Source organism: Actinomycetospora callitridis (assembly GCF_028737265.1).
Classification (GTDB): domain Bacteria; phylum Actinomycetota; class Actinomycetes; order Mycobacteriales; family Pseudonocardiaceae; genus Actinomycetospora; species Actinomycetospora callitridis.
This window is the reverse complement of sequence record NZ_JAQZAK010000011.1, coordinates 24823-37757: the sequence shown is the minus strand read 5'-3', so window position 1 is coordinate 37757 and position 12935 is coordinate 24823. Positions and strand designations below refer to the sequence as shown.

The following is a 12935-nucleotide window of genomic DNA, read 5'->3' as shown; positions in this document are numbered from 1 at the left end:
CAAGCGAAGCCGCAGGGCTTGCACCGCGAGGTGTCTAGCGATCGACGCGGTAGTGGGCGAGCTTGTCGGGGTCGATGGTGACGCCCAGGCCCGGCGCCTGGCGGGCCGACGCGCGGCCGTCGGCGATCACCGGCGGCTCGGTGAGGACGTCGTCGGTCATGAGCAGGTGGTTCGTGACCTCGACGGGGTGGCGGGCGAGGGCCCGCAGGCCGCAGCCGAGCGCGGTGGAGGCGACGCTGCCGAGCATGCCGTCGATCTGGTTGCCGATCATCGTGGTGACGCCGAGGCCCTCGCACAGCCCCACGATCTTGGCGGAGTCGGTGAACCCGGTGCGCGCGACCTTGACGCTGATGGACTGCGAGTCGCCGTCGAGCAGCGAGCGGGCGACGCCGCCCAGGGTGATCGTCGACTCGTCGCCGACGATCGGGATCGGGCTCTCGCGCACGATCCGGCGGCGCCCGAGGACGTCGTCGGCGGGATTCGGTTCCTCGAGCATGGTCACGTGGAAGTCGGTGAGCCGGCGGGCGGCGACGATCGCGGTGTCGGCGTCCCACCCCCGGTTCGCGTCGGCGTAGAGCTCGACGGCGTCGCCGAGCTCGCGGCGCAGCTCCCGCACCGCGGCGAGGTCGTGGGAGAGGTCCCGGCCGACCTTGACCTTGAACGCGTCGACGCCGTACTCGTCGCTCATCTCGACGGCGTCGGCGACCATCTCCGCCGGCGTGCCGAGCCCGATCATGTGCGCGACGCGGACGTCGTCGGCGGCGTGCCCGAGCAGCACGTGCACGGGCTGGCCGCAGGCCTGGCCGACGAGGTCCCAGAGCGCGATGTCGATCGCGCCGCGGGCGGCGTTGTTGGCGACGGTGCGGGCCAGGTCGGCGCGGAGGCGCTCGCGGGCGAAGGGATCGGCGCCGACGAGCACGGGGGTGAACAGGTCGCGCACCGCGGCGACGATCGACGCCGCGGTCTCGCCGTAGGTGTAGGGCCGCGGCGGCGCCTCGCCGTGCCCGACGAGCCCGTCGTCGGTGGTGATCCGCACGAGGACGTGGTCGGCCGCGGTGACCTTGCCGCTGGCGAAGGCGAAGGGTCGCCGGTAGGGGATGGCGAGGGGGATCGCCTCGACGGTGGTGATCTTCATGTGGCGTGGATCCTCACGCTGTCTCCTGTCGCAGGCCCGTGCCGCACAGGACGGCGAGGGCCCGGGCGAGGGCGGGCTGCGGGTCGTCGCGTCGCCAGGCGAGGGCGACGTCGGTGGTGACGGGGTCGGGGTCCTCGAGCTCGACGTACCGCACGCCCTCGACGGCGACGGCGAGCACCGACGACGGCAGCAGGGCCACGCCCACACCGGCGGCGACGAGCGAGAGCACGATCGAGGTCTGGTCGGCCTCGTGGGTGCGCCGGGGCGTGAACCCCGCGGCCCGGCAGGCCCGCGCCGCCGCCTCGCCCACCACGGAACCGGGCGGTGCGTAGACGACGAAGTCGTCGTCGGCGAGGTCGGCGAGCAGCACGGGGCGCGAGGAGCGAGGGCGTCCCTCGCTGCTCTCCACGCAGGCGGGGCGTCCCTCGCTGCCCGCGAGCCGATGCCCGGACGGGACGGCCAGCACCAGGTGCTCGCGGGCGAGCAGATGGTGGTCGAGCCCCGGGTCGGACACCGGCGGGCGCAGGACCGCGAGGTCGATGCGGTGCTCCGCCAGGGCCATCTCCAGGCCCGGCGTGAGCATGTCGGTGGTGAACGTCAGCGCGAGGCCGGGCAGCTCGGCGGTCAGCCGCCGGACCAGCTCCGGGACGTGCCGGTACGTCGCGAGGCCCGTCGCCCCGACCCGCAGCCGTCCGAGGGCCCCCGCCGCGACGCGGCCCACCTGGTCGCGGGCCGCGTCGACCGAGGCGAGGATGCGCACCGCCTCGGGCAGCAGGGCCTCGCCGGCGGCGGTGAGGTCCACCCGGCGTGTCGTGCGCTCGAACAGCGGCGCGCCGAGCTGCGACTCCAGCTGCCGGATCGCCTGGGACAGCGGCGACTGGGCGATGCGCAGCGCCTCGGCCGCCCGCCCGAAGTGCCGGGTCTCGGCGACCGCGACGAAGTAGCGCAGCTGGCGCGTCTCCATCGCCTACTCCGGCTCCAGCACGAAGTCGCGATCGGAACGCACCTGGTCACCGTGGCCGGTGGGCTGCGGGTCGAGGGTGAGCTCGGGCTTGTCGGCCGAGGCGACGTCGTTGCCGAGGTAGGGGTCGCCGGTGAAGAACAGCTGGCTGGTCAGGGTGCGGTGCCCGGGTGCGGTGACGAGCAGGTGGATGTGGGCGGGGCGCCACGGGCTCCAGCCGGCGGCCTGGGTCATCTGCCCGGTGGGCCCGTCGAGGGGGATCGTGTACGGCGCCGGCTTGCGGGTGTGGATCTCGAAGCGGCCCTGGTCGTCGCAGCGCACGACGCCGCGCAGGTTCCCGGCCGGCGGCTTCGCGGCGAAGCCGGAGTACCAGCCGTCGGAGTCGGTGTGCCAGATGTCGACCTTGGCGCCGGCCAGCGGCGTGCCGTCGGTGGAGGTGACCTGCCCCGCGAGGATCATCGGGGTGCCCGGCTCGTCGTCGCGCATCGGCAGCGTGGCGGGCGAGTCGAGCTGGGCCTGCCCGTCGAGCCAGAACGGGCCGAGGATGGTGCCGATCGAGCCCTGCTGGGTCGCCGCGGCGACCTTCTCGACCTCGAACTCGAGGTAGACGTCGAGGAACAGCGGCCACTCGCCGGTGTCGGAGACCGCGATCAGCCACTGCTTGAAGGCGTCGAACTCCTCGTAGGTGACCTCGTGGTCGCGGATGGCGGCGCGGATGCCCTCGAGGGCGGCGCTGACGACGGCGGAGACGCGGGCGGGGTCGGCCCCGCCGCCCGCGGCGCCGCGCAGGTTGGACGCCCCGGAGCGGGCGATCTCGGTGGCGTGCGCGCCGGCGGTGACGGCGTCGGAGACGGACTGGTCGGAAGTGGCGGTCATCGCGTCCTCTTGAGGGTGGTGGTGGACGGGTCGGCGACGTCGTGGTCGTGGACCCAGGCGTTGTCGGTCGCGTAGCCGGCGAAGCGCTTGTCGCGCTCGGCGATCCGCGGGTGGTCGTCGGCGAGGTGGAGCAGGGTGCCGGTCTCCCAGGCGCTCGCGGCGACCGCGCGCGTGCGGGCCCGCCGGAGCCGGGGATAGGCGGCCAGGGCGTCGGCGGGATCGCGGTGCACGAGCAGCCGGGCCAGCGTCACCGCGTCCTCGATCGACTGGTTCGCGCCCTGCCCGTGGTGGGGCAGCATCGCGTGGACGGCGTCGCCGATCAGGACCGTCCGCCCGCGCGTCCAGCGCGTCAGGGCCGGCTGGGAGAGCAGCGGCCAGCGGGGGCTCTGCGGCACCGCGGCGAGCATCTCGCGCACCGCGGGGTGCCAGCCGGCGAAGCCGTCGAGCAGCTCGTCCTCCGGGGCCGGGCGGTTGCCGCCCTCCCAGGTGGCCGGGCCGCAGAGCACGGCGAAGAAGTTGACGGTGTCGTCGTCGCGACCCAGCGCGTAGTGCAGGAGGTGCGCGTCCGGCCCGGCCCAGAACTGGATCGCGTGCGGGTCGGGCAGGCTCGGCAGCGCGTCGACGGGCACGAGGCCGCGGAAGGCGCTGGTGCCCGAGTAGACGGGCCCCGAGTCGGGTCCGGTGACGGCGTCGCGCACCGTCGAGTGCACGCCGTCGGCGCCGACGACGACGTCGCCCGCGACCTGCGCGCCATCGGCGAGGGTGAGGGTGCCGGCCTCGGCGTCGACGGCCGTGACGGCCCGCCCGAGGTGCAGGTGCTCCTCGCCCGCCGCCGCCGCCGTGAACGCGGCCGCGAGCGTCTGCTGCAGGTCGACGCGGTGCACGCCCCAGTAGGGCGCGCCGAAGCGCTCGCGGTAGGCGCCGGCACCCGGGTGCGCGGCGATCCGCACCCCGCTGCGGCCGTCGCGGTAGATCAGCTCGGTGGGCTGGGTGGAGACCGCGTCGAGGGCCTCCCCGACGCCGAGACGGTAGAGCTCGCGGGTGCCGTTGGCCGACAGCGCGACGGCCGCGCCCACCTCGCGCAGCTCGTCGGCCTGTTCGTAGAGGTCGACCTCCACCCCTGCGCGGGCCAGCGCGATGCCGAGGGTGAGGCCGCCGATCCCGGCTCCTGCGACGACGACACGGGTCATGTCGTGCTTCGCCTCCGCTCCGCTCCGAACGTCTGTTGTCGAGCGTGACAGGGCCATCCCGGACGAGAAAGGGGCAAATACAGATCGATTGAGCTGCTGCACGTCTCAATCGGCGGCCAGCAGACCGGGCGCCGCGGAGAGAGCGACGCCACGGACGATGTGCCGCGTGCTCGCGGGAGCAATACCGTCGGCGGGGTCGTCCGCAGCGCGGCACCGATCGGGAGGGCAGGACATGAGCGAGGGCACGGACTCCTCGACGATGCGCCAGGTGCTGGGGCACTTCCCCAGCGGCGTCACGATCGTCACCGGCACGACCCCGGACGGGCCGGCAGGCTTCACGTGTCAGTCGTTCTCCTCGCTCTCGCTCGATCCACCGCTGGTGCTCGTGCTGCCGGGCCGCTCCTCGTCGAGCTGGCCGAAGATCGAGGCGACGGGCCGGTTCGTCGTCAACGTGCTCTCGGAGGAGCAGGAGGAGCTCTCGACGACCTTCGCGGTCTCGGGCGGCGACAAGTTCGCCGGCGTCGAGTGGCGCCCCTCCGGCCTGGGTTCGCCGATCCTCGGCGGGGCGACCGCGTGGATCGACTGCACGCTGCACGACGTGCACGACGGCGGCGACCACCTCATCGTCGTCGGCGCGGTGCACGATCTCGGCGCGCCCGGGAGCCCGCCGCTGGTGTTCCACCGCGGCGGCTACGCGCGCACCAGCCCCGCCGGGGCGGGCGGGTGAGCGGACCCCTCGACGACGTCCGGGTCCTCGAGCTCGGCACGATCGTCGCCGGCCCCTTCGCGGGGCGGCTGCTCGCCGACTACGGCGCCGACGTCGTCAAGATCGAGCCGCCGGGCGGCCAGGACCCCATGCGCGACTGGGGCCAGGAGTCCTACCGGGGCCACCGGCTGTGGTGGACCGTCCACGCCCGCAACAAGCGCTGCATCACCCTCGACCTGCGCGCCGAGCGGGGCCAGGAGCTCTTCCTGCGTCTCGTCGAGGGCGCCGACGTCGTCGTCGAGAACTTCCGTCCCGGCACCCTCGAGCGCTGGAACCTCGGCTGGGACCGGCTGTCCGCGGTGAACCCGGGGCTCGTGCTCGCCCGGGTGTCGGGCTACGGGCAGACCGGGCCGTACGCGGACAAGGCCGGCTACGCGTCGGTGGCCGAGGCGCTCTCGGGTCTGCGGTACATCAACGGCTACCCGGGGGAGGCGCCGCCGCGGATGGCGATCTCGCTGGGCGACTCGCTGGCGGGGATGGTCGCCGTCCAGGGCGTGCTCGCCGCGCTGCACCGCAGGTCGGTGACCGGTGAGGGCCAGGTCGTCGATGTCGCGCTCACCGAGGCGTGCCTGTCGGTGCTCGAGTCGGTGATCCCGGAGTACGACAAGCTCGGCCGGGTCCGCCAGCCCGGCGGCACACGGCTCGAGGGGATCGCGCCGTCGAACGTCTACCGGACCGGCGACGGGCTGTGGCTCGTGGTCGCCGCCAACCAGGACACGGTGTTCCGTCGGCTCTGCGGGGCGATGGGACGACCGGAGCTCGCCGACGACCCCCGCTACGCCGACCACCGCGCCCGCGGGGTGCACCAGGACGAGCTCGACGAGATCGTCGGCGCCTGGGTCTCCTCGCTGCCCGCCGACGAGGTGCGGCGCGTGCTCGACGAGGCCGGCGTCATCTGCGGGCCGATCAACACCGCGGCCGAGGTCGTCGCCGACCCGCAGTTCCGGGCGCGCGGGATGCTCGTCGAGCACCACGACGAGCGGTTCGACGAGGACGTGCTGGGACCGGGCGTCGTGCCGACGTTCTCGGCCACCCCGGGGTCGGTGCGCTGGGCGGGCCCGCCGGTGCCCGGGCACCACAACGCCGAGGTCTTCGGCGAGCTGGGGCTCTCGGGGGACGAGATCGCGGCGATGGCCGACGAGAAGACGATCTGAGGGGCCGGCGGCCCACGTGAGTGCTAGCCCTCAGCGTCCTTCTTGATCGACTGCAGGTTCTTCTCGGCGCTCGAGCCCATCGCGCGCTCCAGGCCCCAGCGCGGGACGCCCTTGACGGTGACCTCCATCGTCGAGGCCATCTCGAGGTGGGTGTTCCCGTCGCCGGCGTCGGTCGCGGTGTAGGCGATCGTGCTCTCGCGGATCAGCTTCGCGTCGACGCAGGTCAGCGTGACCGACGAGTCGGTGTAGGCCACGGTGTAGGTGGCCGTCGTCGTGAACGTCAGCGCGCCGAGGGTCACCACGATCCGGGTGGGCCGGCCCTGCTCGTCGTGCTCCTGGACCTTCGCCGACTTCGCCTCGTTGGCCCAGCGATCGGTGTTCTCCAGATCGGAGATCACCTCGATCACCCGGGGCACGGGCGCGGCGATCTCCACGGTCCTCGTCACCGGTGCGCTCACGACACTCCCTCCGGCGACGGAGCAGGGGTGCCATCGCGCGTCCACTGCCCGGTACCCGCCCGTGCGGATGGGTATCCGGTGGCGTGGCTGACACCGAGCGGGCTCTCGCCGATGCGATCGTGGGACTGCTCGACCAGCGGACCGACGGCGCGACCATCTGCCCGTCGGAGGCCGCGCGGCGCGTCGACCCGGAGTCGTGGCGCGACCTGATGCCCGACGCCCGCGCCGTCGCCGCGCGGCTCGTCGGCGACGGGACGGTCGAGATGACCCAGCGCGGCAGCGTCGTCGATCCCGCCACCGCCCGTGGTCCGGTGCGGCTGCGTCGGGCGGGCGGCGGTGCGTCAGCCTGGGGACCAGGCTGACACCCAAAGTCAGGAAATCCCCCATCTCGGGCCGCGGACCAGCCGTGATCGTCGCCCGCCCCTAGGCTCCCGGCGTGGTGTTCCGTGTGCTGCGGCGCGTCCTGGCCGCCCTCCTCGCGCTCCCCCGTCCCCTCAGGAGGCGGCTGGCCGGCCCCGAGATCACCCGCGACGGCCAGACCCTCGACCTCGACGTGCAGGTGGTGCTGCGTCTGCTCGGCCTGCTCGCCCGGGGTGAGGAGCCGTCGCTCGTCGACCAGCGCCGCGCGACCGATGAGGCGGCCGCGCTGTCCGTGGCCACGACGTCCGGGGTGGCGGCGCGCCCGACCACCGTCCCCGTCCCCGCGGGCCCCGGCCGCGATGTGCCGGGTGCCCTGTCGGCGTGCCTCTACGAGCCGGCCGAGGTGGGCGACGCCCCGTCCGGCCTGCTCGTGCACTTCCACGGCGGCGGGTTCGCGCTCGGCAGCATCGCCTCGAGCGCGCCGCTGTGCCGGGCGCTGGCGCACCAGGCGGGCGTCCGGGTGCTGTCGGTCGAGTACCGGCTCGCCCCCGAGCACCCGTTCCCGGCGGGCCTCGCCGACGCGGCGTCGGCGCTGCACCACGTGCTGACCCACCGCGACGAGTTCCGCGCGACGACCGTCGCCGTCGGCGGCGACTCGGCGGGCGCGAACCTCGCGCTGACCGCGGCGCACCAGCTCGCCCGCCGCGACCTCGAGACGGCGTCGTTCGTGCTCGCGCTCTACCCGGTCACCGACGCGGGACGGCAGGGCGGCTCGCGGGAGACCTTCGCCGAGGGCTTCGGGCTGCGCACCGTCGACATCGAGGTGTTCGAGCGCTACTACCTGCCCGACGGGATCGAGCCGATCCGGCCGACCGGGCTGCTCGAGGTGGACGACCTCGGGATCATGCCGCCCTGCTACGTCGCGACGGCCGGCTTCGACCCCCTGCGCGACGAGGGCGAGGAGCTCGCCGGGGCGCTGCGCGCGGCGGGCGTGCCCGTGGTGGCCCGCCGCTTCCCGGGCCTCGTGCACGGCTACGCGGGGTTCGCGGGCATCGTCCCGACCGCCCGCGACGCCGTCCTCGACGCCGCCTCCGCCCTGCGCGCGGGCCTGGCGCTGACGACGCGGGAGCGCATGGCCGACTCCATGTGAGCGAAGTTCCCGGTCATAGCCGGGAACTTCGCGCACGGGTCAGCGGCGCAGCATCCCCATCGCGGCGGCGGGGTAGCGCTCGCCGGACGCGACGCCCACCGGGGCGACCTCCTCGATGGCCCCGAGCTCCTCGCCGGTCAGGGTGACGTCGACCGCGCCCGCGTTCTCCTCGAGGTAGCGGCGGCGCTTGGTGCCCGGGATCGGGACGATGTCGTCACCCTGCGCGAGCACCCACGCGAGCGCGAGCTGGGTCGGCGAGACGCCCTTGCGCTCGGCGAGCGCGTTGACCTCGTCGAGCACCCGCAGGTTCGCCTGGAGCGCCTCGCCCTGGAAGCGGGGCGAGTTGCGGCGCCAGTCGCCCTCGGGGAGGTCGTCGGTCGAGCGGATCGTGCCGGACAGGAAGCCGCGGCCGATCGGGCTGTACGGCACGAAGCCGATGCCCAGCTCGCGGCACGTCGCGAGGACGCCGTCGTCCTCGACGTCCCGGGTGAACAGCGAGTACTCGGTCTGCACGGCGCTGATCGGGGCGGTGGCGTGGGCGCGGCGGATGGTCTCCGGCGCCGCCTCGGAGATGCCGAGGTAGCGCACCTTGCCGGCGTCGACGAGCTCGCCGAGCGCGCCCCAGGTCTCCTCGATCGGGACGTCGGGGTCGACGCGGTGCTGGTAGTAGAGGTCGACGTGGTCGGTGCCGAGGCGTCGCAGCGATCCGTCGATCTGGCCGCGCAGGTAGTCGGGGCGCCCGTTGACGCGCCCGGTGCCCTTGCCGTCGGCGCCGATCTCGTTGCCGAACTTGGTGGCGAGGGTGACCTCGTCGCGCCGTCCGGAGAGCACCGAGCCGAGGAGCTCCTCGTTGGTGTGCGGGCCGTACATGTCCGCGGTGTCGAGGAAGGTGACGCCCAGCTCGAGCGCGCGCTCGATCGTCGCGCGCGACTCGGTGTCGTCCTGGCCGCCGTAGGCGAAGGTCATGCCCATGCAACCCAGGCCGAGCGCGGACACGCGCAGGCCCTGGCTGCCGAGAGTGCGTTGCTCCATGGGCGCTGGCTGCCCCGGGTGACGGTGCCCTGAACGTGTGCGGTGGCGCTGGCCCACCGGACGCGCTCCGGGTGGCACGGTGACCGGTGTGCGCCTGGTGCTGACGATGCTGGTGGTGGCCTTCCTGTCGCTGGGGGCGGGGACGGCGCTGGCCGACCCCGGTCTGGTGATCGGCGACGGCGCCCCGGTCGCGCCCGGCGCCACCGTCGCCGCGCAGATGGGCTGCGAGGAGCCGGAGACGACCCCCGCCGGCGGGCCCGGGGTCACGGGCGGCCCGTGGGAACGCGACCCCGAGGGCCACCAGCCCTGGTCGGTGTCGTCGACCCTGACCGTCGCCGCCGACGCCGCACCGGGTCCGGTCACGGTGACCGCGACCTGCGGGGGCCGCCCGCTCACCGCGACGCTCACCGTCGCCGACACCGGCTCGGGCGCCACCACCCTGCGCGTCCTGGGCGGTGCGGCGGTGCTGCTCGTGATCGTCGCGGCGATGCTCCTGCTGCAGCGCCGCCGGCGGGTCACTCGCTGAGTGCAAGCCCTGCGTCCACGCTTGCACTCGACGCCAGGAAAGCCGCGTCGATCATGACGCGCGCTCAGGCCAGCGCGCGTCCCACCTGACGTCCCGAGAACAGGCAGCCGCCGAGGAACGTCCCCTCGAGCGACCGGTAGCCGTGCACCCCGCCGCCACCGAAGCCCGCGGCCTCGCCCGCGGCGTACAGCCCCGGCAGCGGGGATCCGTCGGCGCGCAGCACGCGGCCGTCGAGGTCCGTCCACAGCCCGCCGAGCGTCTTGCGCGTCAGGATGTGCAGCTTGACCGCGACGAGCGGTCCGGCGGCGGGGTCGAGGATCCGGTGCGGCGGCGCCGTGCGGACGAGCCGGTCGCCGAGGTAGGCGCGGGCGTTGCGGACGGCGGCGAGCTGGCCGTCCTTGCCGTACGGGTTCGCGAGCTCGGCGTCGCGGGCGAGGACCTCGCGCTCGACGTTCGCCGCGTCCAGCAGCGGCGTCGGGGTGAGGGCGTTCATGCGGTCGACGAGGGTGGGCAGGTCGTCGGCCTGCACGAAGTCCGCCCCCGAGCGCTGGAACGCCGCGACCGGATCGGTGGGCCCGGGGCGGACGCGCTGAAGGGTCAGACGGATGTCGCGGCCGGTGAAGTCGGGGTTCTGCTCGGAGCCGGAGAGGGCGAACTCCTTCTCGAGAATCCGCTGGGTCAGCACGAACCACGTGTGGTCGTGCCCGGTGCGCCGGATGTGCTCGAGCGTCGCGAGCGTGTCGAAGCCGGGCCACAGCGGCGCGGGCAGACGGTGGCCCTCCGCGTCGAACCACAGTGACGACGGCCCGGGCAGGATCCGGATGCCGTGCAGCGGCCACACGGGGGAGTGGTTCGCGATCCCCTCGGTGTAGTGCCACATCCGGTCACGGTTGACGACGCGGCCGCCGGCGTCCTCACTGATGCCGATCATGCGGCCGTCGACGTGGGCCGGGACGCCGGAGATCATCTGCTGCGGCGGTGGGCCGAGGCGCTCCGGCCAGGCCGCGCGGACGGCGTCGTGGTCGCCGCCGATGCCGCCGGAGGTGACGACGACGCTGGGCGCGGCGAGGCTGAACGTGTCGACCGCCGTGCGCGAGCTCGACTCGCCCCGGGCGACGCCGGAGGGCTCGAGGACGATGCCGGACACCCCGGTCACCGCGCCGGCCGTCACGGCGAGCGCGTCGACGCGGTGGCGGAAGCGGATCGTCACCTGCCCGTCGTCGACGGCCTGCTGCACGCGGCGCAGGAACGGCTCGAGGATGCCGGGACCGGTGCCCCAGACGATGTGGAAGCGGGGGACGGAGTTGCCGTGGCCGGTGGCCGAGGCCCCACCGCGCTCGGCCCAGCCGACGACGGGGAAGAAGCGCACGCCCATGGCGTGGAGCCACGGGCGCTTCTCGCCGGCGGCCCACTCGACGTAGGCGCGGGCCCACTCGCGACCCCAGCGGTCCTCGTCGGGGCGGTCGAAGCCGGCGCTGGAGGTCCAGTCGGACCAGGCGAGGTCGAACGAGTCGCGGACGCGCAGCCGGCGCTGCTCGGGGCTGTCGACGAGGAAGAGCCCGCCGAACGACCACCACGCCTGCCCGCCGAGCGAGGCCTCGGGCTCCTGGTCGAGCAGGATCACCCGGCGTCCCGCGTCGGCGAGCTCGGCGGTGGCGACGAGACCGGCCAGGCCGGCCCCGACGACGATGACGTCGGCGTCGGACATGCCGGACATCGTGTCAGGGCCGCTGAGCGAGGATGTGGATTTACTGGCGTTCAGTGCAAGCGTGGACGCAGGGCTTGCACCGGAGGTGCCGCTCCTACTGCAGGCCGAGCTTCTCCGAGCAGGTCGGCCAGGCGTTCCAGCCCTGCTCGTCCTGGACCTTCTTGGCCACGCGGATCTGCTGCTCGCGGGAGGCCTCGTCGGGCGAGGAGGCAAAGCGCTCGCCGCCGAACTCGCTCCAGGTGGAGTCGGTGAACTGCAGGCCGCCCTTGAAGCCGTTGCCGGTGTCGGCCTCCCAGTTCTGGGTGCTCTCGCACATGGCGAGGCGGTCCCAGGTCGCGTTCGACTCGGGCGAGACCGAGGGTGCCGCCATGGCCGTGCCGGTGATCGCCAGCGGACCGGTGACCGCGGCGGCGGCGACGACCCCGGCCTTGAGCAGGGGGCGGGAGGCGGACGGGGCGGCGTGGCGACCAGACATCGGGGTCTCCGGTTCATCGAAGGGCGGGACGGGACCTCGAGAGGTGACCCGTACGTCGCCCGGGGTGGTGCTGGGGAGCGGGACGACGCGGCAGGGACCGTAACCGAACCGAGACCTTTTGTGACGAGCCGTGACCGCAGGGCCGCGCTGCGTCGCGTTGAGTGGTCGACAGGCCGCGTCGGGCGGCGAACGGCCTAGTCGGGGCCGTCAACCGTTGCTCCGAACGGTGCGTCGAGCCGCTACGGCATCGGGCCGAACCGTGTTTGACGGGTGCCGGTCGCGATCGCTCAGCCCGGGACGAACCCGACGGCCGCGCGGTGCCCGCAGCAGAGCTCGCCCTCGGGCTGGCCGGAACGGCGGGGCTCCGGTCGCCACTGCGCCGCGTAGACGAGGCCTGGCTCGACGAGGTCGACCCCCTGGACCATGGCCGCGAGCTCGGCCGCCGACCGGTAGGTCACCTCGCCCCGCGGGTAGGCGCCGCTGAGCGCCCGCAGCGCCTCCATGTCGACGCGGGGGTCGTCCCCGGAGAGGTGGGAGACCGCCAGCGCGCTCCCCGGCACGACCCGGGACACGTAGCCGGCGACCACCCCGGCGGGGTCCTGGGCGTCGGGCACGTGCTGGAGCACCGAGAACATCAGCACCCCGACCGGCCGGGACAGGTCGAGCACGTCGGTGACGCCAGGGGCGCCGAGCACGGTCTCGGGGCGGGTCAGGTCGGCCCAGGAGACCGACACGCCCTTCTCCCTCCCGAGCAGCAGCTCGCCGTGGGCGACGGCCACGAGGTCGACGTCGACGTAGGCGACGCGCGCCTCGGGGTCGACGCGACGGGCGACCTCGTGGGTGCTGCCCATGGTCGGGATGCCCGAGCCGAGGTCGAGGAACTGGTCGATGCCCGCGTGCACGAGGTAGGTGACGACCCGGCGGAGGAACGACCGGTTCTCGCGCGCGATCGGGATCACCAGCGGGACGGCGTCGATCATCTCCCGGCCGAGGTGCCGGTCGACGGCGCCGTGGGACGTCCCGCCGAGCAGGAAGTCGTAGACCCGGGCCGAGCTCGGGCGGTCGACGTCCGGGACGCGGGGGGCCGACGTGGTGAGGCGGCGCGGGAAGGGGTCGACGACCACGGTCCTCCCTCCCGGCTGGC

14 protein-coding genes are annotated in these 12935 nt (G+C 74.2%); 5 read left to right on the top strand and 9 right to left on the bottom strand.

Annotated features, from left to right (window positions below; genetic code table 11):
* Window positions 1–34 precede the first annotated feature (34 nt).
* The 4 genes from PH191_RS25490 to PH191_RS25475 are packed head-to-tail and all read right to left on the bottom strand — an operon-like array spanning window position 35 to window position 4162.
* Window positions 35–1135, bottom strand: coding sequence for a mandelate racemase/muconate lactonizing enzyme family protein (locus PH191_RS25490; RefSeq protein WP_274197435.1), 1101 nt, complete (start codon window positions 1133–1135; stop codon window positions 35–37).
* A gap of 13 nt (window positions 1136–1148) precedes the next feature.
* Entirely contained in the window at window positions 1149–2099 is a 951-nt protein-coding gene (locus PH191_RS25485; RefSeq protein ID WP_274197434.1) for a LysR family transcriptional regulator, read from the bottom strand.
* A 3-nt stretch (window positions 2100–2102) separates the two neighbouring features.
* A complete protein-coding gene (locus PH191_RS25480; protein ID WP_274197433.1) occupies window positions 2103–2972 on the bottom strand; it encodes a dioxygenase family protein in 870 nt (289 codons plus the stop codon).
* The gene (locus PH191_RS25475; protein WP_274197432.1) at window positions 2969–4162 is read right to left on the bottom strand and encodes an FAD-dependent monooxygenase; all 1194 of its coding nucleotides are present in this window, start codon (window positions 4160–4162) and stop codon (window positions 2969–2971) included. The genes PH191_RS25480 and PH191_RS25475 overlap by 4 nt, the downstream gene beginning before the upstream one ends.
* A 232-nt stretch (window positions 4163–4394) precedes the next feature.
* On the opposite strand from PH191_RS25475, the gene PH191_RS25470 reads away from it, so the two are divergent.
* Window positions 4395–4889 (top strand): flavin reductase family protein, encoded by a 495-nt coding sequence (locus PH191_RS25470; protein ID WP_274197431.1) that lies wholly within the window; start codon window positions 4395–4397, stop codon window positions 4887–4889.
* Window positions 4886–6082: a CaiB/BaiF CoA transferase family protein gene (locus PH191_RS25465; RefSeq protein WP_274197430.1), complete on the top strand. Its 1197-nt coding sequence runs from the start codon at window positions 4886–4888 to the stop codon at window positions 6080–6082. Before PH191_RS25470 ends, PH191_RS25465 begins: the two co-directional genes overlap by 4 nt.
* Window positions 6083–6105: 23 nt before the next feature.
* Here PH191_RS25465 and PH191_RS25460 read toward each other — a convergent pair whose 3' ends face one another.
* Window positions 6106–6540, bottom strand: a complete 435-nt coding sequence (locus PH191_RS25460; RefSeq protein ID WP_274197429.1) for an SRPBCC family protein — start codon at window positions 6538–6540, stop codon at window positions 6106–6108.
* Between the two features lie 83 nt (window positions 6541–6623).
* Between PH191_RS25460 and PH191_RS25455 the strand changes: the two genes are divergently transcribed.
* Window positions 6624–6902: a DUF3253 domain-containing protein gene (locus PH191_RS25455; protein ID WP_274197428.1), complete on the top strand. Its 279-nt coding sequence runs from the start codon at window positions 6624–6626 to the stop codon at window positions 6900–6902.
* Between the two features lie 74 nt (window positions 6903–6976).
* Window positions 6977–8050, top strand: a complete 1074-nt coding sequence (locus PH191_RS25450; RefSeq protein WP_274197427.1) for an alpha/beta hydrolase — start codon at window positions 6977–6979, stop codon at window positions 8048–8050.
* A gap of 39 nt (window positions 8051–8089) precedes the next feature.
* On the opposite strand, the gene PH191_RS25445 is transcribed toward PH191_RS25450, so the two are convergent.
* Complete coding sequence (locus PH191_RS25445) at window positions 8090–9082, bottom strand: aldo/keto reductase (protein ID WP_274197426.1); 993 nt, start codon at window positions 9080–9082, stop codon at window positions 8090–8092.
* Between the two features lie 79 nt (window positions 9083–9161).
* Between PH191_RS25445 and PH191_RS25440 the strand changes: the two genes are divergently transcribed.
* Window positions 9162–9608: a hypothetical protein gene (locus PH191_RS25440; RefSeq protein ID WP_274197425.1), complete on the top strand. Its 447-nt coding sequence runs from the start codon at window positions 9162–9164 to the stop codon at window positions 9606–9608.
* A 64-nt stretch (window positions 9609–9672) separates the two neighbouring features.
* Here the strand turns inward: PH191_RS25440 and PH191_RS25435 are convergent, their stop codons facing one another.
* The 3 genes from PH191_RS25435 to PH191_RS25425 form a co-directional block, all read right to left on the bottom strand.
* Window positions 9673–11316, bottom strand: a complete 1644-nt coding sequence (locus PH191_RS25435) for an FAD-binding dehydrogenase (protein WP_274197424.1) — start codon at window positions 11314–11316, stop codon at window positions 9673–9675.
* Between the two features lie 94 nt (window positions 11317–11410).
* Window positions 11411–11791 (bottom strand): transglycosylase family protein, encoded by a 381-nt coding sequence (locus PH191_RS25430; RefSeq protein ID WP_274197423.1) that lies wholly within the window; start codon window positions 11789–11791, stop codon window positions 11411–11413.
* A 287-nt stretch (window positions 11792–12078) separates the two neighbouring features.
* Window positions 12079–12915 carry an SAM-dependent methyltransferase gene (locus PH191_RS25425; RefSeq protein WP_274197422.1) on the bottom strand — a complete coding sequence of 279 codons (837 nt, stop codon included), beginning with the start codon at window positions 12913–12915 and terminating at the stop codon, window positions 12079–12081.
* Between the last annotated feature and the right edge of the window lie 20 nt (window positions 12916–12935).

What these genes read in the sequence shown, in the direction of transcription:
- PH191_RS25490 (WP_274197435.1), bottom strand. Translation starts at nt 1,135, where the DNA reads ATGAAGATCACCACCGTCGAGGCGATCCCCCTCGCCATCCCCTACCGG.
- PH191_RS25485 (WP_274197434.1), bottom strand. Translation starts at nt 2,099, where the DNA reads ATGGAGACGCGCCAGCTGCGCTACTTCGTCGCGGTCGCCGAGACCCGG.
- PH191_RS25480 (WP_274197433.1), bottom strand. Translation starts at nt 2,972, where the DNA reads ATGACCGCCACTTCCGACCAGTCCGTCTCCGACGCCGTCACCGCCGGC.
- PH191_RS25475 (WP_274197432.1), bottom strand. Translation starts at nt 4,162, where the DNA reads ATGACCCGTGTCGTCGTCGCAGGAGCCGGGATCGGCGGCCTCACCCTC.
- PH191_RS25470 (WP_274197431.1), top strand. Translation starts at nt 4,395, where the DNA reads ATGAGCGAGGGCACGGACTCCTCGACGATGCGCCAGGTGCTGGGGCAC.
- PH191_RS25445 (WP_274197426.1), bottom strand. Translation starts at nt 9,082, where the DNA reads ATGGAGCAACGCACTCTCGGCAGCCAGGGCCTGCGCGTGTCCGCGCTC.
- PH191_RS25435 (WP_274197424.1), bottom strand. Translation starts at nt 11,316, where the DNA reads ATGTCCGACGCCGACGTCATCGTCGTCGGGGCCGGCCTGGCCGGTCTC.
- PH191_RS25430 (WP_274197423.1), bottom strand. Translation starts at nt 11,791, where the DNA reads ATGTCTGGTCGCCACGCCGCCCCGTCCGCCTCCCGCCCCCTGCTCAAG.